This window comes from Pseudomonas sp. FDAARGOS_380 (genome assembly GCF_002591235.1).
Taxonomy (GTDB): Bacteria; Pseudomonadota; Gammaproteobacteria; order Pseudomonadales; family Pseudomonadaceae; genus Aquipseudomonas; species Aquipseudomonas salmasensis.
Genome location: NZ_CP023969.1, coordinates 5,945,742 through 5,967,646 on the forward strand (window position 1 = coordinate 5,945,742; position 21,905 = coordinate 5,967,646).

Here is a 21,905-nt window from a genome sequence, read left to right on the forward strand (position 1 = left end):
GCAAACAAAAAGCCCGAGGTTCCTTGTGGGAAGCCTCGGGCTTTTTGCTGCAGGAAGCGCGCTCAACTGGGGCGGCCATGCAGGACCACACTGCGCTCGGCGTTCATTTCGCCCTGGCGATCAAAACCGAAAGGCTTTTGTGGCTGACCAATCAATGCGGCGCGCTGGCGTTGATAGTCGTCAAACGACAAGCCGCGACGGCCCAGGGCCTCCAGGGCCAACTGCTTGGTTTCCTCGGCCGTATAGGGACGCAACTCCGGGGAAGGCTGGGTCGCACAACCCGCAAGGACAGAGGTGACAAGTAAAAAGGAAACAGCGAGGAAACGGTTCATGGCGATGGCCCTGCGAAGGAGGTTTCGAGTCAATGAACACAGGCTACTCCCGGCCCTTCTCGCTGAAAAATCATCGTCCGTGATAGTCGCTATCACGCGCATCGGCGTCTGCGACGGGAACACCTTTATATTCATTTAAGTTCTATAAATATAGAAAAACCTTCATTTACGAATTAAGACGATACCTCTATAAAGACCGTGCGCGCAGCCACTGTCCACCAGGCAACAGCCCTTCAACAAAGCCCGAATTCCCACGAGAGGTCACCATGCAGCTGTTCACCCTGCCGCCCTCGCCTGCCCTCGCGACCTCGATCCGCGCCACAGCCCAGGTCTTCGAAGACCCAAAGTCCCAGGCCCTGCTCGACCATATCCAACAAGTGGCCCCCAGCGAAGCCAGCGTGCTGATCATTGGCGAAACCGGCACCGGCAAAGAACTTGTTGCGCGGCATATCCACCACCTCAGTGCGCGGCGAAACCGGCCCTTCGTGGCGGTGAACTGCGGGGCCTTTTCGCACTCCCTGGTGGAAGCCGAGTTGTTCGGCCATGAGAAAGGCGCCTTTACCGGAGCCCTCAGCGCCAAGGCCGGCTGGTTCGAAGAGGCTGACGGGGGCACCTTGTTTCTGGATGAGATCGGCGATTTGCCGATGGCCATCCAGGTCAAGCTGCTGCGGGTGCTACAAGAGCGAGAGGTGGTGCGCCTGGGTTCGCGCAAGAGCATTGCTATCAATGTGCGAGTCCTGGCCGCCACCAATGTACAACTGGAAAAGGCCATCAACGCTGGGCGTTTCCGTGAAGACCTCTACTACCGCCTCAATGTAGTCAGCCTGGCATTGCGCCCGCTGCGCGAACGTACCGGCGATATCTTGCCGCTGACCCGGCACTTCATCCAAATCTACAGCCAGCGCCTGGGCTACGGCCCGATCAGCGTGAGCCACGAGGCCGAGCACAAGCTCAAGCGCTACAGCTGGCCGGGTAATATCCGTGAGCTGGAAAACGTGATTCATCACACCCTGCTGATCTGCCGCAATGCTGTGATCGAACCCGACGACCTGCGCCTGTCGAGCCTGCGCATCGAACGCCAGGACGACAGCGACACCGATCCCGATCCCGATCCCAGTGCAGAAGCCCTGCTGGCGCGGGCGTTTCAAAAGCTCTTCGAGGAACAGTCCGGCGCCCTGCATGAAAAGGTCGAGGACGCTTTATTGCGCGCTGCTTATCGCTTCAGCCACTCCAACCAGGTGCACACCGCCAACCTGCTGGGCCTGAGCCGAAACGTCACCCGCGCTCGCCTGATCAAGATCGGCGAACTGGCCGTGAACAAGCGCAGGCTTGGGGCACACGTGCAAGGCGAACGGATGCTGCATCTATCCATTTAGCCGGCAGTGCAGGGCATCGTCCTGACTGCGCTCAAAACTGCGCAGTACCTGAAATGCGCCAAAGGTCACGGCCGTGGCCCGGTGAGCACGGATCAGCGTCCAGAAATCTTCGCCGCCCTGTTCAAAACATTTGAAGGCGGCTTCACCCTCTTCCCGCGATTGCCATTGCAAATAATTGAGCACCCGCCGCCCGTCATCGCTGACCTGCACGCTGGCACTCAAGAAGCCGCCATGGCGCACGGCCAGACGCTCGCTCTGGGTGGTCAAGGCGGCCACCAGGGCGGATTGCTGACGGGGTTCGATGTGAAATTCGATCAGTTGAGTGAAGCTGTGATTTTTCTCTGATACCGGCATGAAAACTCCCCTCGCTCTGTAGGCAGAATCTTGCGATTCGATGCCACGCAGGGTAAAACCTCTAGTTAAGTCGAGGTCAAGCACTGTTTGGGAGAGGTTCATGCTCACTAAGGAACTCAGCGTCGGTCAGCTCGCTGCCCGCAGCGGCGTCGCGGTGACTGCCCTGCACTTCTACGAGGCCAAAGGGCTGATCAAGAGCAATCGCAATGCCGGTAACCAGCGGCGTTACCCACGGGATGTGCTACGGCGGGTGGTGCTGATCAAGATCGCCCAGCGCTTGGGCATTCCGCTGGCCAACATTGGCGAGGCATTGCAGGCCTTGCCCGATGGGCGCACACCCAATGCTCAAGACTGGGAGCGCCTGTCGGCGTTGTGGCGTGAAGACCTGGATGAGCGCATCAACAAGCTGATACTGCTACGCGACAAGCTCAATGGCTGCATCGGGTGCGGGTGCCTGTCGATGGAGGCGTGCCCGTTGCGCAATCAGGACGATAAGCTCGCTGAGCATGGGCCAGGCGCCCAGTTGCTGGAGCCCACTACACAGCCTTGATAAAAAGCACCTCGTCGGCTGCCCGCAGGCCACGCATTACGTGGCCTATAGTGAAATGCTCGTATCTCGACTCAAGGAGAACGTTATGAGCGTTAAAGCTATTCCCGAGGGTTATCACGGCATTACCCCCTATCTGGGCATCAACGAGGCCGCAAAGGCGATCGAGTTCTACAAGAAGGCCTTTGGCGCCTCAGTGTTCATGCGCCTGGACATGCCTGACGGCAGGGTCGGCCATGCGGAACTGCGCATTGGCGAAGCGGTGATCATGCTGGGCACACCCTGCGACGAAACGGCCCTGCGCAATCCGGACGCACATCCCAGTGTCGGCCTGCACCTGTATGTAAATGACGTGGACAAACAATTCAAACAGGCGGTTGATGCCGGCGCCAGCGAGGTGTCCAAGCCGCAGGATCAGTTCTATGGGGATCGCTCGGCGAGTGTGAAAGATCCGTTCGGGCACCTGTGGTTCCTGGCCACCCATAAGGAGGACCTGACCGAGAAGCAAATCCGCCAACGTGCCATGGAGATGTTCAAGCAAAATTAACCCTGTGGGCGTGAGCTTGCTCGCGCCTGCAACACGCCACACCTTGCCCCAGGTTCCAACCGGCCTACTCCGGCAAGTTAAAGGCCTCTGTGGCGTTTGGAACATGTCAAGGGTTCGTCGATCTGACACCCCGGTAGGCATTGCGCCCCAGCCATATCGTCATGACCAACAAGGCGGTCAATGGCAGCCCATGGAACAACACGATCACCTGGGCCGGCGTCCACGTCACATAGAACGGCCCGACCACCAGCATGCCCACGCCAAAACCGGCCATCTGGATCAGGGTCAAGAGGCTGAACAACGGCAAGCGGAGGCTATCGGGCTCGCTTTGCGCACGGGAAATCAACGCCACCTCGGACAATCCATCGCCCAACCCTGCCCACACCACCAGCAACAGCGCCAGCCACAGTTCGGTCTGCTGGAATGTCAGGATAAAGCCGCTGGACATCAACGCCACACCGAGCATGAACAAGCGCTCCATGCCTTGGGTGCCACGACCTTTCAACACTGCACTGGCGATGCGCGCGCCAACAAACTTGCCACAGGCCCACACGGCCAGCAGATAGCCCATGACCGTCTTGGCCGTGTCCGGTGAAATATACTGCGACAGCACTGGCCAGCCAACGTTATGGGCCGCACTGCCGAGGGTGTCGAGCATACTGATCAGCAACATCGCAGCCAGTACCGGCGCACCGCGCAACCCCTTGGTCAGCTCGTGCCATTCAGCGGCGAGCCCGCGATGGACGGCAACAGCAACGCTATATAACGCGCGCAAGGGCAAGACCAGGCAAGCGGCAATCACATAGGTGCCGATGTTGACGGCAAACACCGCTTCAAATCCGCCCGTGGCAATCAACAAGCCGGAGAGCAAACTGCCGAAGACCGCGCCGGTGGCGGCCGCCGAGGTGATCCATGCGTTGGTATTTACCCGCTGTTCAAGCGCGACCCAGGTGGGCAACTGACTGTTGAGGCCAATGGCAAACAGCGAATTGCACAGGCCGATGCCGAAGGCGATAAAGGGAAGAAGGGTGAGTTGATGGGCCGGTAACAACACCAACAGGGGCGTCAGCAACAGCGCCCGGGCCAGGTCCAACCCCGCCAACGTCCCACGCCCGGCAAACCGCCGGAAAAACGGGATGCCAAACAGGCTCGCGACAATCCCGCCGGTGACCCGGCACGCCAGGAAGATGCTGACAAACACTACGCTCTGGCTGAGCCAGTACACATAAGTGGACAACGCCACCATGTTGAGGAACGCGCCAAAATCCGACACACCGCGGGCAAAGATGATCAGGCGAGCGTTGCGGGTCGACAGATTCAGTTGTTGATCGTGGCTCATGCAGACTGTGCCTCCTCGACACTGCGCAGGCTTACCAAGAGCACATCGCGCCAGGCCGGTGCCGTCGCCAGCCGCGGTCGCACCTCCCCGGCCCGATGGTAGAAGCCACGGTCGTTGATCACGATAGTCTCCAGAAATTTCTCCATCGGCAGTTTCAGCAGCCGGCTGTGCTCCGTTTCGTCGGCAAACACCTCCGACACCACCGGCACCGTGTTGCATTCGCCAATAAAGTGCATGAACACCCAATCCAGGCCGTCCTGGTGAATCCCCGATGTGGTCGGGCTGCTCGATGACACATCCGCCCGCACCCGGAACTGGTGAATATCGATCGTATAGGTCTGTTCGCCCAGGTGCGGGGCAATCACCGCAAGGTCCGTCGCCAGCAGCTTGTGCATGAGTGGGTGCTCGATAAAGCCTTCCTCGCTATAGCTCAGGTGGTTCACACCCTGGCGATAGTTCACCGCGTAGGTGACCGGCGATTTGAACGCCGTATTCCTGTCGATCTGCAATTGCCGTGACGGTAACAGACGATAGCGCAAGATGCGCCGCTCGCGGTGGGTATAAGTCCTGAACGCCTCGTCGCGCACCAGGTTGTCCCAATACGCACGAAAGCTTTGCTCCTCACCGGGTTCAACGTTGACCAGTTCGCGAAAGTCCGGGCGATGACAGAAGTGATGTTCGCGCAAAAGCGCCGAAATCTGATGGATGTCCATATCGCTATCCTGCAACCGGTGGATCGATGAGGATGCGCAGGTGTTGCTGCAACGCATCGTGCAAGGCATGGGCGTCGGCGGCATTGCCAACCCGGGCCCAGCATTTGAGCAAATAATGCTCCTCGATATCCGCGTCAATGTAGTGGCCGGGGTCCTGCGGGGCATATTCCAGCACCGAGCGGTGTTGGTCCAGGAACTGCAGGCCGTCAATGCCCCTGAAAAGGCCACTGTGCTGCGGATAAATCGCCAGCATCGCGTAGTGTTGCCCCGCATCGGCAACCTTATGTGCGCCAGCCTCTAACTGTGCATTGATGCCCTTCTCGCCCAACAACAATCCCATGTACAACTGATAAGGATCGATACCGGCCAAGTCGCGGAACGCCGAGTTCACATACAGTCCGCCCAGGCGCGGGTTGATCTCGATGGCCACCGGCCCTGCGTCCGTCATGCGAAACTCGAAATGCACCACAGCGTTGGTCAGGCCCACCGCGTGCAGGCAGTCCACCGCGTACCGGCGGATCTGCTCGCATTGGGCCTGGCTGAACGACGTCGGCGGGGAAATCAGCAAGTTCTCAAGGACCGTGCCGCTGCGCTCGGTCAGCAGCAGTTTTTCATTGATCAGCAGCGGATGGACACGCTCGCCGACAATCACACATTCCACACTGCCTTCGATGCCAGGAATATAACCTTCCAGCAGAATGCTGTGGCCTGGCAGGTATTCACGCCGCAGCCCATCCTCAAGTGGCAGGGCGTGCGCACAGCCGTAGAAGTCCGCATACGCGGCGGCGCCATGATCACTCACAAAATGCCGATAGTGGCTGCGTAGCTCCTCCCAGCTCGAGCATTTTTTGATAAACGCTGAAGCCCCGCCAAAGGGCGGTTTGGCGATCAGTGGATAACCCACGCGCTCGGCGCCTTGCTGGAGTTCCTGTTCGTTGTTGCACAGCACGAACGGTACCGAACGCAATTCGTGCTGTTTCAACACGCGGCGCATCAAGAACTTGTTATTGCACGCGGCAATCGCCCCTGGGTGGCTGTAGACCAAGCCCAACCGCTGACACGCCTGCGCAACGATACAGCCCACCTCCCCTTGTGCGGACGGGTGCCCGGCCTGGCAGAAAATCCCCCGCACCTGATAACGCCCGTCTAACTGTCCGACCAACTCCAGAATAGACTGCTCACTGAGCGTTTCGAGCAGGAACACTTCGTCACTGTCGTCCTTGAGTCGTTGCAAGTGCTTGTGCCCAGCCACGGCGGCCGTCAAACACGCCAAGCCGTCGGCGCGGGCCACCGTGAAATGCGGTTCCCGGTAGCGGTAGCGAGCGCAAGTGCTGTCATCTACATCAATAAACAGAATCGCAGCCTGTTTCATACCGCATCCTGCCAGCTGCACCATTGGCCCTCCCAGTTGCGAAAACGGTAAGTGCGCTGCCCATCGCGGACTTCAAAATGCGGTAAGTCTTCAGGTTTTTCAAAGTCCAACAACGGCACGGTGAACTTGCCTTGTGCGTGAGGCAGTACATATTCGGGCAGGGCAATATTCGATACGCGGCGTTTGAGCCGATCCATTATGGCGATGGCTTGGCTGATCGACGCCTTATACTCTGAAGCACCGGGTGAAAACGGCATGAAGTGATATAAGTAATATGGCTTTACGCCCAGACGATAAAGATCAATGAATAGTTTATGCAACGTCGTTTCATCATCATTCACGCCACGCAACAGCGGCATGTTAGAGAATACAATCGGTACCACACCCTGAATCCGTTTAACCGCGACGGCAAAATCAGCACTGAGCTCAAGCGGGTGGCAGACATGCACACCAAATGCATTGACCTTGTACTTCTCCAGCATCGCCACTAATTCATCGGTCACGCGAAACGGGTTGAAACTCAAGGCCCGCGAATGAATGCGTATCAGCAGATCATCACGAATGCCGCGCAATGCGGCCAGCATCTCCTCAAGCTTGCGGTCGGCCAGCATCAGTGGGTCACCGCCGCTGAGAATCACCTCTTCAATCGCTGGGTTACCGCGGATGTACTCCACCGAATCCTTGAACGAGTCGGTGTTGGCGTTAGCTTTGTCGGTGCCCACCTGCAGCGTGCGCAGCGCCTCGAAACAGAACTGGCAATAGGCATTGCACGTGTTGGTGGTGCGCAGGATCACGCGGTTGTCGTACTTGTGCTGGCAGATGGGCGTCTTCATCTCATGATTGAGTTCCCAGTTTTCGGAACTGCCGTCGTAGTCGCCCTGCACCTGTTCGCTCCAATACGGTACTACCTGGCGCCACAGGGGGTGGTCCATCACCTCTGCGGTGGTGAGTGAACGCTTGATCAAATCAATGTAGTAAGGCGTGATCTGCATCTTGCGATCTTGCAAGTTGTGCTCGATATGCGCCGTTGTGGCCTCGTCCCATCCACCGCAGGCATTGCGCAGTGCAGGTTCATCGCGGATGGCATTCTTCTGCTGCCAACGCCAGTCTTGCCATTGAACTGAACGATGCATGGTTTGATCAAAAATCGACATGAATTTGAACTCTCTGTTAAGGCATAGGGTCGCGTACTTTTCCAGCGCAGGAAAAGTATTATTCGCAGCAATGACAATCGACGGGCAGGCGAGAGACCACGATCAAGTAACTAACTTGATCAACGGCACCAGAGAGATATAACAGTTCAGCACGTGATGGCACGAATAAACGACTAGCACGGTCATGCGATTAACTTCCTTTTTATAAAATCCGACTTCCAAGTCCGCACTCACTAAAGCCGATGCCCGCCAATGTGTCAATACAATAACCTTGTAGTCCCTCTGGAATTAACCGGCACCCGCGCCAACACCCCGTAATGACAAGGGGTGCTTTCGTTCAAGCCAAGCTATTTGAAAAACAAATAACACTGAAAGTAACTATAGAGAGCGTTATTTCTACTTATACAACTACGTAGCCGCACTTCAGCTGAGCCAGGGGTTGGCCGCGAGGTAGTGGCGCTCAAATGCATAGCTGCTGACGACATCACACAGCGGCATGATCACGTCCTTGGAGGTCTGCCCCGGCCTAACGCAAGCCGCTGAACGCCTGCGGGCTGGTGTATAACGTATTCGATCAGCGCTGAAATCCGGCCTGAATGTGAACCTGAAACATTTTCTTTCATATCCGCCTTAGGGATTTCTCATTCTCATCCGTCTTAACTTAGATACAGCCTGTCGCGTCAGCAAAAGCTACGACTGGCCTTTTCCGGGCCTCCATCGCCCCCTCCGATCAAGACCCTCATTGATATGTCGAAGAAGTCACGCTCCAAACTCTGGTTTCTCGTCCATAGCTGGCTGGCGTTGCCCATCTGGTTCTTTGTACTGATTGTCTGCGTCACCGGCACGCTGGCCGTGGTCAGCCAGGAAATCGTGTGGCTGGCCAACCCGGATATCCGCGCCAGCAAGCCGTCGGATGACGCTCAGCCGCTGAGCTACGACCAAGTGATCGCGGCCATCAAACGCGAAGAGCCCCGGGTGTTCGTTCAGTCAATCAGCCGTCCCGACGAATCCCATTTCGCTCTGAGCGTAGACCTCAGCTATCCCGACGGGCGCTCGGTCGAGGTCTACGTCAACCCCTACACCGGAGCAATCCAGGGCATGAGCCCTTCGTTCAATTTCCAGGAATTCACTCGCGCCCTGCACGGTTGGTGGCTTGTACCGTTCACCAACGGCTACAGTTGGGGCTGGTATCTGGTCTCTGCCCTCGGTATTCCGCTGCTTGCTTCACTGGTCACAGGACTGGTGGTTTACAAGAAGTTCTGGAAGGGCTTCCTACGCCCGACACTGCGTGTGCGCCACGGTGCACGGATTTTCTGGGGCGACTTCCACCGGTTGAGCGGCATCTGGTCGATCTGGTTCATTGCTGTGATTGCCGTCACCGGCATCTGGTTCCTGATCCGCGCCATCCTGGGGGACAACCACATTTCGATTTCCACCGAGCCCGTCATCCCGGTGATTGCCCGGGATAAGGTGCCAATGTCGGCGCCTGGTGTACCGGCGCCGATGATTCCCATTGATGACGCGATCAAAATCGCCACGCAGCGTATCCCCGGCCTGGAGCCAAGTTTCATCAGCCTTCCCATGAATGCTTACAGCCACCTGCAGATCGGCGGACGGGGCTGGTATCCGTTGATGTACCAGACTGCGCAGATCAACCCCTATGACGGGGAGGTCGCCGCCGCGCACCTGCTGTCCGACCGCTCGAAACTGGAATTTGTCACCGAGTCGATGCGCCCACTGCACACCGGTGACTTCGGCGGCTTGTGGGTCAAGCTGATCTGGGCGTTCTTCGGCCTGGTGCTGAGCATGATGGTATTGAGCGGCTTGCTGATCTGGACCAAGCGCACCGCCCTGGCCACCCTCAACGCCCTCAAGCGGGAAACTAAGACGCAACGTCAATCCGCTTCCATCCCGGCCATGCGCGCTAAAACCTCGGAGGCCCAGCGATGAGCAAGGTCGCGACCGTACCGCCGTCCCCGCTGCGCGCCTTTTGGCTTAAATGGCGTTTCCATATCAACATCCTGCTGTTGCTGGTGCCGTTGGGGTTCATGCCCAAGTACTTTGCCGACGCCGCACTGTTTCGCGGGGATGCCGGCATCGGCGAGCGCGTGGCCGGGCAGGTACAAGTCGGCCCCTGGAGCCTCACGCTGGCTGAGTTTCGCAACAAAGGCCCGAGCCCGAACCCGGCTGGCCCGATGAAGTTCTTCAACGCCGCCCTGTGTGACGCCTGTGCCGAGCAGGTCAAGGCTACTTACCTGCGTATCGGCAAACCCCGCAGCCTGCGCGCCGCCGGGGTGATCTTCTTCGGCACGCCGTACCGTATGGGCGCCGCCCTGCCGATCCCCGAACGCACCCCGGCGGACGCCGAAATATGGGTGACCATGGAAGGGTGGGACGGCAGCATGCACCAGGGTTCCATCCCGCTGAGCCAGGCCTCGCCTGCCACCATTGCCTGGCTGAACAAGCAAGGAGTCAAACCATGACGTTCAAGCGCCTCACCCGCGCCGCGCTGTTGCTGTGCGCCGGCCTGAGTACCACCGCCTTCGCCCACAACCCGATGTGCGAATGCAAGGAAATCCCCGGCGAGCAGATCCAGTGCAAAGGCGGTTTCTCCGACGGCAGTGGCGCCCCCGGCGTAACCCTGGATGTGATCGGCTACGACGAAACCATCCTGGTGCCAGGCAAGCTCGGCGAGGACTCGACCCTGACCTTCAAGAAGCCCGCCGCCGAGTTCTACGTGCTGTTCGATGCCGGCCCTGGCCACGTGGTGGAAATCGACCAAGCGGATATCCCGTCGCAATGAGTACCACACAGGTTGTACGCCCCGCCGGCGCCGGCCACGAAACCCTTTATGTGTTGCTGTTGTGCCTGATCATCCTCGCGGTGGCGGGCACGGTCGTGGCGTTGCACGGGGAAACCCAGGAAGTCGTGGCGGTGCCCAGCCACCAGTTGGACGCCCGCCGCGACCTGAGCGCGGCCGAGCAAGGCATCTACGCCGACCTGCGGGTGACCCTGGATGAAATCCACCTGTTGCAGCAGGAACACAGCGCCTTGCCGACGCCTGAGCAACTGGCCGAGGAAGGCTTCGCGCCGTTTGCCCAGGACGCCAGTTCGGTCAGCCGTGGTGGCCATCGCTGGCAGTTGCTGGCACCCGCCGCCTACCTGGGTTTGAGCCAGGCGCCGGCTACCAGCGGTTCGCTGCTGATGCGCGTGCAAGGCAGTGAGCCGGATATCTGGCTCAACCGCAGCGCCAACCTTGCCGCCCCATCCGACCTCACTGACCAGGCGCTGATCGCGGCCGGCTGGCAGCAGGTGGTCGCGCAATTCGATGCCGGCGTCACCCGCCAGCACCGTCACTGAACGAGAAGACCGATTGCCCATGCCTATGTCATCGCCCCTGTTACGCCTGTTAATGGTTGGCCTGTTCAGCCTGATGCTCGCTCCCCTTGCCAATGCCGAGGCCGCCAAGCGCCTGCGTATCGGCATTACCTTGCACCCCTATTACAGCTACGTAGCCAATATCGTGGGCGACAAGGCCGAAGTGGTGCCGCTGATTCCCGCCGGTTTCAACCCCCACGCCTACGAGCCGCGCGCCGAAGACATCAAGCGCATCGGCACCCTGGATCTGATCGTGCTCAACGGCGTCGGCCATGACGACTTCGCCGACCGCATGATCGCCACCAGCGAGCGCCCGGACATCAAGGTGATCGAAGCCAACGCCAACGTGCCGTTGCTCGCTGCCACCGGTAACGCCGCACGCGGTGCGGGCAAGGTGGTCAACCCGCACACCTTCCTGTCGATCAGCGCGTCGATTGCCCAGGTCAATAATATTGCCCGTGAGTTGGGCAAGCTCGACCCGGACAACGCCAAAACCTACACCCAGAACGCCCGCGCCTATGGCAAGCGCCTGCGCCAGATGCGCGCCGACGCCCTGGCCAAGCTGACCAGCGCGCCCAACCCGGACCTGCGCGTGGCCACCGTACACGCGGCCTACGACTACCTGTTGCGCGAGTTTGGCCTGGAAGTCACCGCCGTGGTCGAGCCGGCACACGGTATCGAGCCAAGCCCCAGCCAGCTGAAAAAGACCATCGATGAATTGCGCGCCCTGGATGTGAAAGTGATCTTCTCGGAGATGGACTTCCCGTCCACCTACGTCGATACCATCCAGCGTGAATCCGGGGTCAAGCTGTACCCGCTGTCGCATATTTCCTACGGCGAATACAGCGCCGAGAAGTACGAAGTGGAGATGACCGGCAACCTCAACACCGTGGTCCGCGCGATCCAGGAGTCGGGAGCATGACCGCGGCGCAGCAACTGAACGCCGTCAGCGTCGGCCCCACTCTGAACTTCGACCAGGTCTCCCTGACCCTGGGGCGCACCGTGATCCTCGACGGCGTAAGTTTCCAAGTACAACCGGGCAGCATCCATGCGCTGGTTGGCCCCAATGGCGGCGGCAAAAGCTCGCTGATCAAGACCCTGCTGGGGCAGACGCCGCACCAAGGGCGTTTGAGCCTGGAGTGGCCAACCACACCCGGCACCATCGGTTACGTGCCCCAGGCGCTGGAATTTGACCGGGGCCTGCCGATGACCGTGGACGATTTCATGGCTGCCATGTGCCAGCGTCGCCCGGCGTTTCTGGGCCTGTCCAGGCATTACGCGGGGGCAATTGGCGATGCCCTTGAGCGCGTTGGCATGGAAGACAAGCGCAAGCGCCGCATGGGCGCGTTGTCCGGCGGTGAGCGCCAGCGCGTACTGCTGGCCCAGGGGCTGATTCCGGCGCCGCAATTGCTGGTGCTGGACGAGCCGATGTCGGCCCTCGACGAGGCGGGTATCCAGGTGTTCGAACGGCTGCTGAACGACTGGCGCCTGGCCGGGATTACCGTGCTGTGGATCGAGCACGACCTGGGGGCCGTGGGCCGCCTGGCCGACCGCGTCACCGGCTTGAACCGCCGCGTGCTGTTCGACGCCACACCGAAAGAGGCGCTGACCCCGGACCGTCTGCTCACCCTGTTCTCCACCCACCCTCGGAGCCCGGCGCCATGAGTTATGAAGCCTTTCGCTTGATGGTCCAGGGCTGGGCCTCTTCCGGTTACCTGCCCGAAGCCCTGGCCTATGGGTTTGTGGTCAACGCCCTGCTCGCCGGCTTGTTGATCGGCCCGGTACTCGGCGGCCTGGGTACGCTGGTGGTGGTCAAGCGCTTTGCGTTTTTCTCCGAAGCGGTCGGCCATGCCGCGCTGACCGGCGTGGCCGTGGGCATTCTGCTGGGCGAACCCTATACGGGGCCCTATGGCAGCCTGTTTGGCTACTGCCTGCTGTTCGGCATCCTGCTCAATTACCTGCGTAACCGCACCGGCCTGGCGCCCGATACCTTGATCGGCGTGTTCCTGTCGGTGTCCCTGGCGCTGGGGGCAAGCCTGCTGCTGATCCTGGCCGGCAAGATCAACGTGCACATTCTCGAGAACGTGCTGTTTGGCTCGGTGCTGACGGTCAACGGCAACGATCTGCTGGTGCTGGCCATTGTCGGCTCGCTGGTGATGGCCCTGGCATTGCCACTGTACAACCGCATCATGCTGGCCAGTTTCAACCCGCAATTGGCGGCAGTGCGCGGGGTGGCGGTGAAAAGCCTGGACTACCTGTTCGTGATCCTGGTGACCCTGATCACCGTGGCCGCGGTCAAGGTCATCGGCGCAATCCTGGTCGGTGCCTTGCTGGTGATTCCTGCCGCGGCGGCGCGCCTGTTGAGCCAGTCACTCAAAGGGTTTTTCTGGATATCGGTGCTGATCGCTACCGTCAGCACCCTGTGCGGCATTCTGCTGCCGATCATCTTCGACCTGCCCATCCCCTCCGGCGCCGCCATCATTCTGGTTGCCGGTATCGCCTTCGCCTTCGCCGCCATCGCCCGTGGCGTTGTGCCCAGCCTCAAAGGGAATCTTGGATAATGCGCCCTGTCTTTCGCCCACTGGCCCTGGCCATCGCTTGCTTGATGAGTACGTCGGCGCTGGCCGTCGATGGTTTCGACGCCAAGGACTTCAAAGTCAACCAAGGCCTCGGTCACGCAGCCCTGACCAAGGCCAAGCAACCGGTCAAGGTGCTGGCCTCGTTGCCGATTACATACGGCTTGGCCGAAGCGCTGCTCAAAAGCACCGACGTGCAGCTGGAACGCGCCGCGCCGGCCAACCTGCCGGGTTCGCGGCAGGTGTCCTACTTCACCGGCCGCGGTGCTGCGGCATTGAACACGTTGGCGCTGGACGCCGACGCGGCCATCGGCCTGCGCTCGCTGTGGGCCGATGACCCGCTGTACCCCGTGGCACGGCGCAGCAATATCCGCATCGTCGAAGTCGATGCCGCGCGCCCGGTGGACGGCGGCTTGCCGGGTATCGCAGTACAACCGGGAGTCACCGATGGCTTGAACAGCCAACCCTGGCAATCGAGCAACAACATGGGACGCATGGCCGACGTGATGGCCGCCGACCTGAGCCGCCTGGCGCCGGCAGCCAAACCCAGGATCGACGCCAACCTGGCCGCACTCAAACAGCGTTTACTCAAGCTCACCGCCGACAGCGAGGCGCGATTGGCCAAGGCCGACAACCTGAGTGTGGTCAGCTTGAGCGATCACTTCGCGTACTTGGTCAGCAGCTTGAACCTAGAAGTGCTCAGCACCGATGCACGGCCGGATGCCGAGTGGACGCCTGAGGCGCTGCAAAAACTCAGCGCCGAGTTGAAGGACAACGACGTGGCGGTGGTGCTGCATCACCGTCAACCCAGTGATGCGGTCAAAGCCGCCGTCACTGCCGGCGGCGCCAGACTGTTGGTGTTGAATGTGGATGGCGCCGACCCGGTGACGGAGTTGGAAACCAATGTGGACCAAGTGATCAAGGCACTCACGCCCTGAAAGCCCATCGATCGTGCATGCCTGGCTCGGTTCAACTGTGGGAGCGGGCTTGCTCGCGAATGCGATGTACCAGCCGCTGCATTAGCTGACTGTCCCACCGCATTCGCGAGCAAGCCCGCTCCCACATGGAGTCTGCGTTGTGTCATTCAGTCCGAGGTGGCCGCTACACCACATCCACCCCCACATGAATCGCATCATGCCGCCAGAACTCCAGGTCACAATCGATCAGGCGTTGATGCTGGTCGTAGTTGACCCGGGCGATGCGCAAGCCCGGGCTGCCCACCGAGACCCGCAGCGCAGCAGCTGCTTCTACCGGCAGTGAGGTCGGCACAATCTCAAAACGCACCCGCCCGTAGTGCAAGTCATATTTGCTGGCATACAGCTCAGTCATCGACTGATTCAAATCACACGCCAGGATCCCCGGAAAATACTGCGGGTTCAGGTAGTGCTCCACGTACAACACCAAGCGCCCGTCAATCCTGCGCCCCCGGCAAATCTGGATCACGCTCGACAACGCCGGCAACTGCAACCACGCGCATACCGCCGCCGACGCCGGTTGCAAGCGTGCGGAAATAACCTGCGTGGAAGCCTCGCGCCCCTGGTCGCTGACCATGGCGTGAAAGTGGCTGCGCTGCATCAAGTTATAGGCCAGCCGTGGCGGCGAGACGAACCAGCCCCTGCGCTCTTCGCGGTAGATCTGCCCTTGGGCTTCCAGTTGTAACAAGGCTTCCCGCACGGTAATCCGAGTGGTACCAAACAACTCGCTGAGCTTGCGTTCGGCGGGCAGTTTGCTGGCAGGCGGCAACAGGCCATGGTCGATCTGCTCTTGCAGCGCCAGGCCGATGGAAGTTACCGCCTTGATTGCCTCATCACGCATCAACGTTACCTATCTGGACTAGACCAGCACCGTTCAGGTGCACAAAACGCGCTCTATCTGGGCTTTTGCTGCTGTCTGCCAGCCTAGGCACTCCAGATGACCGACAGATGACAAAGGCTGTCGACGGCCTCTACCACACCCTGCAATACATCGGCCAAGTCCAGGGCCTGCGGGCACTTGGGCATGGTCTACGCTAAGTCGAAGCTGAGCGACATCAGCGCTTCAAAAACGACATCGACATGAAACTGTCATCCAGGGGGCCTAGATTGGCTCAGGTATTGCTGACCTAGACCAAACCACCGCTAACGTTCAGATAAAACGCCGCGTTGAAAACGCCCAAAGGAGCTTCGGATGAAACAGCTTTTCCTGGCATCACTGTTAGGCTCGACCATTGCCATGTGCACCGCCGCCATGGCTGCTGATACCGATCTAAAAACCTTGGAAGCCGCCGCCAAAGCGGAAGGCGCCGTCAACAGCGTCGGCATGCCCGATGACTGGGCCAACTGGAAGGGCACTTGGGAAGACCTGGCCAAGACCTACGGCCTCAAGCACATCGACACCGACATGAGCTCGGCCCAGGAAATCGCCAAGTTCAAAGCCGAAAAAGACAACGCCAGCGCCGATATCGGTGACGTGGGCGCGGCCTTCGGCCCTATCGCGGTGAAGCAGGAAGTCACCCAGCCGTACAAGCCGTCCACCTGGGCCCAGGTGCCGGATTGGGCGAAAGACAAGGACGGTCACTGGGCCTTGGCCTACACCGGCACCATTGCCTTTATCGTCAACAAAAAGCTGCTGCACGGCTCCGAAGTGCCTACCACCTGGGCTGACCTGCAAACCGGCAAGTACAAGGTATCGGTGGGTGACGTGAGCACTGCCGCCCAGGCTTCAAACGCGGTACTCGCCGCGGCCATCGCCAACAAGGGCGACGAGAAAAACATCGCGCCGGGCCTGCAATTCTTCACCAAGATCGCCCAGCAAGGTCGCCTCTCGCTGTCCAACCCGACCATCGCCACCATGGAAAAAGGCGAAGTCGAAGTGGGCCTCGTCTGGGACTTCAACGGCCTGAGCTACAAGGCCAAGATGGCCAACCCGGATGACTACGTGGTGCTGATCCCCTCGGATGGCTCGGTTAAATCCGGCTACACCACCATCATCAACAAATACGCCAAGCACCCGAACGCCGCCAAGCTCACCCGCGAATACATCTTCAGCGATGCCGGCCAGCTCAACCTGGCGCGCGGCAATGCGCGTCCGATCCGCGCTGAAACCGACTTGAAACTGCCGGCAGACGTTGCCAAGAACCTGATCCCGGGCGAGCAGTACACCAAGGCCAACCCGCAGCCGATCAAGGATGCCGATGCCTGGGAAGCGACGTCCAAGAAGCTCCCACAGATGTGGAACGAGCAGGTCATCGTAGAAATGAAGTAATCGGTCCCTCTGATCCAAAGGCGGTCAGTGTGGGAGCTGGCTTGCCTGCGATAGCGGGCTGACATTCAACATGTGTGTCCACTGATACGCCGCCATCGCAGGCAAGCCAGCTCCCACATTTGATCCCATTCCAAGTTGATACTGAGCTATACCATCTGTTGCGGAGCCCCAGCCCCCATGAAGCACAATGTCATCCTTGTGGTGCTCGACGGCCTCAACTTCGAGGTCGCCCGGCACGCCATGGGGCACTTGCAGGCCTATGTCGGCGCAGGACGCGCAGCCCTTTACAAACTGGAATGTGAACTGCCTGCCCTGTCCCGCCCGTTGTATGAATGCATCCTCACCGGCGTGCCGCCGATTCAAAGCGGTATCGTGCACAACAACGTCTCGCGCCTGTCCAACCAGCGCAGCATTTTCCATTACGCCACCGACGCAGGCTTGAGCACCGCGGCGGCGGCTTACCATTGGGTCAGCGAGTTGTATAACCGCACGCCCTTTCTCGCCGCCCGCGATCGTCACACCGACGACCAGGCGCTGGCGATCCAGCACGGGCATTTCTACTGGAATGACCACTACCCCGATTCCCACCTGTTCGCCGATGCGGAAAGCCTGCGGCTCAAGCACGCGCCAAACTTTTTGCTGGTGCACCCGATGAACATCGACGATGCCGGCCACAAGCACGGCCTCGACACCGCGCAATACCGCAACAGCGCACGCTCGGCGGACATCATCCTGGCCGACTACCTGCAAGGCTGGCTCGATGCCGGCTACCAGGTACTGGTCACCGCCGACCACGGCATGAATAACGACCGCTCCCACAACGGCCTGTTGCGCGAAGAACGGGAAGTGCCGCTGTTTGTCATCGGTGACGCCTTCAGCCTGGACAGTCATGCAGCACCGAAACAGACCGACCTGTGCGGCACCGTCTGCGAACTGCTGGGCGTGCCCCACGACAAACCTGTGTGCCGGGAGTTGCTCAAGTGAATGCATTGACCCGCGGCAAATGGCTGGCCCTGCTATGCCTGCTGCCCTTCGCACTGTTCTTTATCGTGTTCGAAATTGCGCCGCTGGTGTGGGTGTTGATCAGCAGCCTGCAAACCGAAGAGGCCGGCTGGAGCCTGGAAAACTTCACCCGCATCTTCACCTCTAAGTTCTACCGGCAGGCGATCCAGCTCAGCCTGGAGATCAGCTTTTACTCCAGCATCTTCGGCATCATCATCGCCACCCTGGGCAGCTACTCACTGCGACGGGTGGATTCGCCGCTGCGCAACTTTGTCACCGCGTTCGCCAACATGACCAGCAACTTCGCCGGCGTACCCCTGGCCTTCGCGTTCATCATCCTGCTGGGGTTCAACGGCAGCATCACCCTCATGCTCAAGCAAGCCGGGATCATTGAGGACTTCAACCTGTACTCCAAAACCGGCTTGATCATCCTCTATACCTACTTCCAGATTCCCCTCGGCGTGCTGCTGCTCTACCCGGCCTTTGACGCATTGCGCGAAGACTGGCGCGAGTCGGCCGCCCTGCTCGGTGCGAATGGCTGGCAGTTCTGGCGGCATATCGGCCTGCCGGTGCTCACCCCGGCCCTGCTCGGTACCTTTGTGATCCTGCTGGCCAACGCCCTCGGCGCCTATGCCACGGTCTATGCGCTGACCACCGGCAACTTCAACGTACTGCCGATTCGCATTGCCGGCCTGGTGTCCGGCGATGTGTCGCTGGACCCGAACATGGCCAGCGCCCTGGCCGTGGTGCTGGTGGCGCTGATGACCGTGGTCACGGTGGTGCATCAACTGCTGCTCAAGAGGAGCTATCATGTCTCGCGCTGAAGCCGGTACGGCCTCCCTCTACCACCGGGTGGTGGTGTACCTGTTGTTCCTGATCCTGGTGCTGCCTTTGGTGGGCACCTTTGTCTACTCGATTTCCAGCAGTTGGTCGGCGACCATCCTGCCCGCCGGCTTCAGCGTGAAATGGTATGTACAGCTGTGGAGCGACCCGCGCTTTCTGATGGCCTTCGGGCAATCGTTGCTGGTGTGCGTGGGCGCACTGATCCTTTCGGTGGTGTTGATTTTGCCGCTGCTGTTCGTGGTGCATTACCACTTTCCCAAGCTCGACGCGCTGATGAACATCCTGATCCTGCTGCCCTTTGCGGTGCCGCCGGTGGTGTCCTCGGTAGGTCTGCTGCAACTCTACGGTTCCGGGCCGCTGGCGATGGTGGGCACGCCGTGGATTCTGATCGGCTGCTACTTCACCGTCGCGCTGCCATTCATGTACCGCGCGATCACCAATAACCTGCAAGCCATCAATCTGCGCGACCTGATGGACGCGTCGCAACTGCTCGGCGCCAGCACCTGGCAGGCCGCGATCCTGGTGGTGCTGCCCAACCTGCGCAAGGGCCTGATGGTGGCGCTGCTGCTGTCGTTCTCGTTCCTGTTCGGTGAGTTCGTGTTCGCCAACATCCTCGTCGGCACCCGCTACGAAACCCTGCAGGTGTACCTCAACAACATGCGCAACAGCAGCGGCCATTTCACCAGTGCCGTGGTGATCTCCTATTTCTTCTTTGTGCTGGTGCTCACCTGGGCCGCCACGCTCTTGAACAAGGACAAAAGCCAATGAGCTTCGTCAGCGTCCAACACCTGCAAAAAGGCTACACCGGCACCCCGGTGTTCAGCGATATCAATTGCGAGATCGCCAAGGGCGAGTTCGTCACCCTGCTCGGCCCGTCCGGTTGCGGCAAATCCACCCTGCTGCGCTGCATCGCCGGGCTTACCCCGGTGGACAGTGGCCAAATCCTCCTGGATGGCCAAGACATCGTGCCCCTGAGCCCGCAGAAACGCCAGATCGGCATGGTGTTCCAGAGCTACGCGCTGTTCCCCAACATGACCGTAGAGCAGAACGTCGCCTTCGGCCTGCGCATGCAGAAGGTCAACGCCGACGACAGCCACAAGCGCGTGCAAGAAGTGCTGCAACTGGTGGAGCTCAAGGACCTGGCCGGCCGCTATCCGCACCAGATGTCCGGTGGCCAGTGCCAGCGCGTCGCCCTCGCCCGCTCCCTGGTGACCCGCCCGCGCCTGCTGCTGCTGGATGAGCCGCTGTCTGCGCTGGATGCACGGATTCGCAAGCATTTGCGCGAACAGATCCGCCAGATCCAGCGCGAGCTGGGGCTGACCACGATCTTCGTGACCCATGACCAGGAAGAAGCGCTGACCATGTCCGACCGCATCTTCTTGATGAACCAGGGCAAGATCGTGCAGAGCGGCGATGCCGAAACCCTCTATACCGCGCCGGTGGATGCGTTCGCTGCCGGGTTTATCGGCAACTACAACCTGCTCGATGCCGACAAGGCCAGCCAATTGCTGCAACGGCCGATCAGCGGGCGCATCGCGATTCGCCCCGAGGCCATCGAGTTGAGCCGCAGCGGCGAGCTCGATGCGCTGGTGCGTAGCCACAGCCTGCTGGGTAACGTGATTCGCTACCGCATCGAAGCCCGTGGCGTCGAGCTGGTGGTGGATGTGCTCAATCGTTCGGCCGACGACCTGCACCCGGATGGCCAGCGCCTGGCACTTTCCATCGACCCCAGCGCACTGTGTGAAGTAGCCTGACAGGCAGCGACCTATTGAGAGAGAGCATCACCGATGGCATTGGTAATTTTTGATCTGGACGACACCCTCATCCACGGCGACTGCGCCACGCTGTGGAGCGAACAGATGGGCCGCCTCGGCTGGGTCGACCCTGAGTCATTCATGCGCCGGAACAACGAGCTGATGGATGCCTACAGCCAGGGCAAGCTGTTGATGGAAGATTTCATGGATTTCAGCCTGGAGCCGATGATCGGCCGCACCCCGGAAGAAATCGAGCACCTGGTGGAGCCGTGGGTCGAGGACGTGATCGAGCCGCTGATCTACAGCGACGCCACCAAGACCATCGCCCTCCACCGCGCGAACGGCGACCGGATCCTGGTGATTTCCGCTTCGGGCACTCACCTGGTCACGCCGATTGCGGCGCGTATCGGTATCGAGGAAGTGCTGGGGATTAACCTGGAGGTCAGCCACGGCGTGTACAGCGGTAAGACCGTAGGCGTGCTGACCTATCGTGAGGGCAAGATCACGCGCTTGCTGGAATGGCTGGAGCAGGAAGGTGAAACCCTTGAAGGTGCGTATTTTTACTCGGATTCGCGCAATGACTTGCCGCTGCTGCTCAAGGTGGATCACCCGCAGGTAGTGAACCCGGACCCGGTGTTGCGCGCCCATGCCGAACAGGCCGGCTGGCCGATCCACCACTGGACCTGACTCAATAGAGATCAACCTGTGAGAGCTGGCTTGCCTGCGATAGCCATAGGTATCACACAACTTTGTGGGTTGTAACAGCAGATGGTAACCACGATGCGAAGCGAGTCGCTCTTGATCTGCTTTTGATCTTAGGCGCCCCGTTAAACCACGCTGGCCGGAATTCGACAGGGATTTGGGGGGTAAACCGGCAGGGATGCCGGTTTAGCCGCCCCGCGCCATGGATGGCGCGTGGCGGCGGCCCCCCAAATCACTGGCGGATTACGGGCACACCGAGCCTAAGCGAGGTGCCGAGTGGTGGGGCAAGAGCGTTTTGCTTACTTTTGCGCTTTTCAAAAGTGAGCCGCCGTCAGGGCGGAACCCTAAGTGGCCGTTACCTAAATAACGGATATGTACCCTGTCCAACTGTGTTGACTGTTAGGCCGTCTTCGCAGGCAAGCCAGCTCCCACATTTGGATCGCGGTGCCTCAGGGAGATAGGCGCCAGCTGTCCGGTCGTCACGGGAGCAAGCTCCCTCGCCACAGGTCCAGCGTCGCACCAAAGTTGTGTAGATACCTATGCTGCGATAGCGGTGCAACAGTGAAGAATTCTTCATCTGGTGCACCGCTATCGCAGGCAAGCCAGCTCCCACACTGACTGCATTTCAATCTAGGATTCGCTCAGGCCGTTGGCAATATGGACTACACCGAAC

At 60.1% G+C, this 21,905-nt stretch carries 24 protein-coding genes; 17 read left to right on the forward strand and 7 right to left on the reverse strand.

Translation table 11 applies throughout. From position 1 onward, the window contains the following. Positions 1–62: 62 nt before the first annotated feature. Positions 63–332, reverse strand: coding sequence for a hypothetical protein (locus CRN80_RS27555; RefSeq protein WP_098952151.1), 270 nt, complete (start codon positions 330–332; stop codon positions 63–65). A gap of 266 nt (positions 333–598) precedes the next feature. Between CRN80_RS27555 and CRN80_RS27560 the strand changes: the two genes are divergently transcribed. After that, a complete protein-coding gene (locus CRN80_RS27560) occupies positions 599–1,708 on the forward strand; it encodes a sigma-54-dependent Fis family transcriptional regulator (protein ID WP_098952153.1) in 1,110 nt (369 codons plus the stop codon). Here the strand turns inward: CRN80_RS27560 and CRN80_RS27565 are convergent. Continuing rightward, complete coding sequence (locus CRN80_RS27565; RefSeq protein WP_098952155.1) at positions 1,697–2,062, reverse strand: antibiotic biosynthesis monooxygenase; 366 nt, start codon at positions 2,060–2,062, stop codon at positions 1,697–1,699. The genes CRN80_RS27560 and CRN80_RS27565 overlap by 12 nt on opposite strands. A gap of 100 nt (positions 2,063–2,162) precedes the next feature. Between CRN80_RS27565 and soxR the strand changes: the two genes are divergently transcribed. Next, on the forward strand, positions 2,163–2,612 hold the full coding sequence (gene soxR, locus CRN80_RS27570; RefSeq protein ID WP_098952157.1) for a redox-sensitive transcriptional activator SoxR: 450 nt from the start codon (positions 2,163–2,165) through the stop codon (positions 2,610–2,612). Between the two features lie 85 nt (positions 2,613–2,697). Further along, positions 2,698–3,156 (forward strand): VOC family protein, encoded by a 459-nt coding sequence (locus tag CRN80_RS27575; protein ID WP_098952159.1) that lies wholly within the window; start codon positions 2,698–2,700, stop codon positions 3,154–3,156. A 106-nt stretch (positions 3,157–3,262) separates the two neighbouring features. Here the strand turns inward: CRN80_RS27575 and CRN80_RS27580 are convergent, their stop codons facing one another. The 4 genes from CRN80_RS27580 to CRN80_RS27595 are packed head-to-tail and all read right to left on the reverse strand — an operon-like array spanning position 3,263 to position 7,734. Continuing rightward, positions 3,263–4,495, reverse strand: a complete 1,233-nt coding sequence (locus tag CRN80_RS27580; RefSeq protein ID WP_098952160.1) for an MFS transporter — start codon at positions 4,493–4,495, stop codon at positions 3,263–3,265. Beyond that, the gene (locus tag CRN80_RS27585; RefSeq protein WP_098952162.1) at positions 4,492–5,208 is read right to left on the reverse strand and encodes a 2OG-Fe dioxygenase family protein; all 717 of its coding nucleotides are present in this window, start codon (positions 5,206–5,208) and stop codon (positions 4,492–4,494) included. Before CRN80_RS27585 ends, CRN80_RS27580 begins: the two co-directional genes overlap by 4 nt. 4 nt (positions 5,209–5,212) lie before the next feature. Beyond that, entirely contained in the window at positions 5,213–6,580 is a 1,368-nt protein-coding gene (locus CRN80_RS27590) for an acetyl-CoA carboxylase biotin carboxylase subunit family protein (RefSeq protein ID WP_098952163.1), read from the reverse strand. Then, entirely contained in the window at positions 6,577–7,734 is a 1,158-nt protein-coding gene (locus CRN80_RS27595) for a KamA family radical SAM protein (RefSeq protein ID WP_098952165.1), read from the reverse strand. Before CRN80_RS27595 ends, CRN80_RS27590 begins: the two co-directional genes overlap by 4 nt. A gap of 747 nt (positions 7,735–8,481) precedes the next feature. Here CRN80_RS27595 and CRN80_RS27600 point away from each other — a divergent pair. From CRN80_RS27600 to CRN80_RS27635, 8 genes are read left to right on the forward strand one after another with little or no spacing between them, the layout of a single operon-like run. Next, entirely contained in the window at positions 8,482–9,684 is a 1,203-nt protein-coding gene (locus CRN80_RS27600; RefSeq protein ID WP_098952167.1) for a PepSY domain-containing protein, read from the forward strand. Continuing rightward, the gene (locus tag CRN80_RS27605) at positions 9,681–10,217 is read left to right on the forward strand and encodes a thiamine pyrophosphate-binding protein (RefSeq protein WP_098952168.1); all 537 of its coding nucleotides are present in this window, start codon (positions 9,681–9,683) and stop codon (positions 10,215–10,217) included. Before CRN80_RS27600 ends, CRN80_RS27605 begins: the two co-directional genes overlap by 4 nt. Then, positions 10,214–10,537 carry a hypothetical protein gene (locus CRN80_RS27610; protein ID WP_014717808.1) on the forward strand — a complete coding sequence of 108 codons (324 nt, stop codon included), beginning with the start codon at positions 10,214–10,216 and terminating at the stop codon, positions 10,535–10,537. Before CRN80_RS27605 ends, CRN80_RS27610 begins: the two co-directional genes overlap by 4 nt. Further along, complete coding sequence (locus CRN80_RS27615; RefSeq protein ID WP_098952170.1) at positions 10,534–11,094, forward strand: DUF6162 family protein; 561 nt, start codon at positions 10,534–10,536, stop codon at positions 11,092–11,094. The genes CRN80_RS27610 and CRN80_RS27615 overlap by 4 nt, the downstream gene beginning before the upstream one ends. Positions 11,095–11,113: 19 nt before the next feature. After that, the gene (locus tag CRN80_RS27620) at positions 11,114–12,034 is read left to right on the forward strand and encodes a metal ABC transporter substrate-binding protein (protein WP_098952171.1); all 921 of its coding nucleotides are present in this window, start codon (positions 11,114–11,116) and stop codon (positions 12,032–12,034) included. Next, entirely contained in the window at positions 12,031–12,777 is a 747-nt protein-coding gene (locus CRN80_RS27625) for a metal ABC transporter ATP-binding protein (protein WP_098952173.1), read from the forward strand. Before CRN80_RS27620 ends, CRN80_RS27625 begins: the two co-directional genes overlap by 4 nt. After that, positions 12,774–13,673 carry a metal ABC transporter permease gene (locus tag CRN80_RS27630; protein ID WP_003190154.1) on the forward strand — a complete coding sequence of 300 codons (900 nt, stop codon included), beginning with the start codon at positions 12,774–12,776 and terminating at the stop codon, positions 13,671–13,673. Before CRN80_RS27625 ends, CRN80_RS27630 begins: the two co-directional genes overlap by 4 nt. Beyond that, the gene (locus CRN80_RS27635) at positions 13,673–14,626 is read left to right on the forward strand and encodes a metal ABC transporter solute-binding protein, Zn/Mn family (protein ID WP_098952174.1); all 954 of its coding nucleotides are present in this window, start codon (positions 13,673–13,675) and stop codon (positions 14,624–14,626) included. Before CRN80_RS27630 ends, CRN80_RS27635 begins: the two co-directional genes overlap by 1 nt. 163 nt (positions 14,627–14,789) lie before the next feature. Here the strand turns inward: CRN80_RS27635 and CRN80_RS27640 are convergent, their stop codons facing one another. Next, positions 14,790–15,503 carry a UTRA domain-containing protein gene (locus tag CRN80_RS27640; protein WP_003190151.1) on the reverse strand — a complete coding sequence of 238 codons (714 nt, stop codon included), beginning with the start codon at positions 15,501–15,503 and terminating at the stop codon, positions 14,790–14,792. Positions 15,504–15,854: 351 nt separating this feature from the next. Between CRN80_RS27640 and CRN80_RS27645 the strand changes: the two genes are divergently transcribed. From CRN80_RS27645 to CRN80_RS27670, 6 genes are all read left to right on the forward strand, one after another. After that, positions 15,855–16,931 (forward strand): ABC transporter substrate-binding protein, encoded by a 1,077-nt coding sequence (locus CRN80_RS27645; RefSeq protein ID WP_003190150.1) that lies wholly within the window; start codon positions 15,855–15,857, stop codon positions 16,929–16,931. Positions 16,932–17,108: 177 nt separating this feature from the next. Beyond that, positions 17,109–17,915, forward strand: coding sequence for an alkaline phosphatase family protein (locus CRN80_RS27650; protein WP_098952176.1), 807 nt, complete (start codon positions 17,109–17,111; stop codon positions 17,913–17,915). Next, entirely contained in the window at positions 17,912–18,757 is an 846-nt protein-coding gene (locus tag CRN80_RS27655) for an ABC transporter permease subunit (RefSeq protein WP_098952178.1), read from the forward strand. The genes CRN80_RS27650 and CRN80_RS27655 overlap by 4 nt, the downstream gene beginning before the upstream one ends. After that, positions 18,744–19,544: an ABC transporter permease gene (locus tag CRN80_RS27660; protein WP_032892564.1), complete on the forward strand. Its 801-nt coding sequence runs from the start codon at positions 18,744–18,746 to the stop codon at positions 19,542–19,544. Before CRN80_RS27655 ends, CRN80_RS27660 begins: the two co-directional genes overlap by 14 nt. Beyond that, entirely contained in the window at positions 19,541–20,530 is a 990-nt protein-coding gene (locus tag CRN80_RS27665; RefSeq protein WP_003190143.1) for an ABC transporter ATP-binding protein, read from the forward strand. The genes CRN80_RS27660 and CRN80_RS27665 overlap by 4 nt, the downstream gene beginning before the upstream one ends. A 33-nt stretch (positions 20,531–20,563) precedes the next feature. Next, positions 20,564–21,217 carry an HAD family phosphatase gene (locus CRN80_RS27670; protein WP_098952179.1) on the forward strand — a complete coding sequence of 218 codons (654 nt, stop codon included), beginning with the start codon at positions 20,564–20,566 and terminating at the stop codon, positions 21,215–21,217. Positions 21,218–21,905: the final 688 nt, after the last annotated feature.

What these genes read in the sequence shown, in the direction of transcription:
- CRN80_RS27555 (WP_098952151.1), bottom strand. Translation starts at nt 332, where the DNA reads ATGAACCGTTTCCTCGCTGTTTCCTTTTTACTTGTCACCTCTGTCCTT.
- CRN80_RS27560 (WP_098952153.1), top strand. Translation starts at nt 599, where the DNA reads ATGCAGCTGTTCACCCTGCCGCCCTCGCCTGCCCTCGCGACCTCGATC.
- CRN80_RS27565 (WP_098952155.1), bottom strand. Translation starts at nt 2,062, where the DNA reads ATGCCGGTATCAGAGAAAAATCACAGCTTCACTCAACTGATCGAATTT.
- soxR (WP_098952157.1), top strand. Translation starts at nt 2,163, where the DNA reads ATGCTCACTAAGGAACTCAGCGTCGGTCAGCTCGCTGCCCGCAGCGGC.
- CRN80_RS27575 (WP_098952159.1), top strand. Translation starts at nt 2,698, where the DNA reads ATGAGCGTTAAAGCTATTCCCGAGGGTTATCACGGCATTACCCCCTAT.
- CRN80_RS27580 (WP_098952160.1), bottom strand. Translation starts at nt 4,495, where the DNA reads ATGAGCCACGATCAACAACTGAATCTGTCGACCCGCAACGCTCGCCTG.
- CRN80_RS27585 (WP_098952162.1), bottom strand. Translation starts at nt 5,208, where the DNA reads ATGGACATCCATCAGATTTCGGCGCTTTTGCGCGAACATCACTTCTGT.
- CRN80_RS27590 (WP_098952163.1), bottom strand. Translation starts at nt 6,580, where the DNA reads ATGAAACAGGCTGCGATTCTGTTTATTGATGTAGATGACAGCACTTGC.
- CRN80_RS27595 (WP_098952165.1), bottom strand. Translation starts at nt 7,734, where the DNA reads ATGTCGATTTTTGATCAAACCATGCATCGTTCAGTTCAATGGCAAGAC.
- CRN80_RS27600 (WP_098952167.1), top strand. Translation starts at nt 8,482, where the DNA reads ATGTCGAAGAAGTCACGCTCCAAACTCTGGTTTCTCGTCCATAGCTGG.
- CRN80_RS27605 (WP_098952168.1), top strand. Translation starts at nt 9,681, where the DNA reads ATGAGCAAGGTCGCGACCGTACCGCCGTCCCCGCTGCGCGCCTTTTGG.
- CRN80_RS27610 (WP_014717808.1), top strand. Translation starts at nt 10,214, where the DNA reads ATGACGTTCAAGCGCCTCACCCGCGCCGCGCTGTTGCTGTGCGCCGGC.
- CRN80_RS27615 (WP_098952170.1), top strand. Translation starts at nt 10,534, where the DNA reads ATGAGTACCACACAGGTTGTACGCCCCGCCGGCGCCGGCCACGAAACC.
- CRN80_RS27620 (WP_098952171.1), top strand. Translation starts at nt 11,114, where the DNA reads ATGCCTATGTCATCGCCCCTGTTACGCCTGTTAATGGTTGGCCTGTTC.
- CRN80_RS27625 (WP_098952173.1), top strand. Translation starts at nt 12,031, where the DNA reads ATGACCGCGGCGCAGCAACTGAACGCCGTCAGCGTCGGCCCCACTCTG.
- CRN80_RS27630 (WP_003190154.1), top strand. Translation starts at nt 12,774, where the DNA reads ATGAGTTATGAAGCCTTTCGCTTGATGGTCCAGGGCTGGGCCTCTTCC.
- CRN80_RS27635 (WP_098952174.1), top strand. Translation starts at nt 13,673, where the DNA reads ATGCGCCCTGTCTTTCGCCCACTGGCCCTGGCCATCGCTTGCTTGATG.
- CRN80_RS27640 (WP_003190151.1), bottom strand. Translation starts at nt 15,503, where the DNA reads ATGCGTGATGAGGCAATCAAGGCGGTAACTTCCATCGGCCTGGCGCTG.
- CRN80_RS27645 (WP_003190150.1), top strand. Translation starts at nt 15,855, where the DNA reads ATGAAACAGCTTTTCCTGGCATCACTGTTAGGCTCGACCATTGCCATG.
- CRN80_RS27650 (WP_098952176.1), top strand. Translation starts at nt 17,109, where the DNA reads ATGAAGCACAATGTCATCCTTGTGGTGCTCGACGGCCTCAACTTCGAG.
- CRN80_RS27660 (WP_032892564.1), top strand. Translation starts at nt 18,744, where the DNA reads ATGTCTCGCGCTGAAGCCGGTACGGCCTCCCTCTACCACCGGGTGGTG.
- CRN80_RS27665 (WP_003190143.1), top strand. Translation starts at nt 19,541, where the DNA reads ATGAGCTTCGTCAGCGTCCAACACCTGCAAAAAGGCTACACCGGCACC.
- CRN80_RS27670 (WP_098952179.1), top strand. Translation starts at nt 20,564, where the DNA reads ATGGCATTGGTAATTTTTGATCTGGACGACACCCTCATCCACGGCGAC.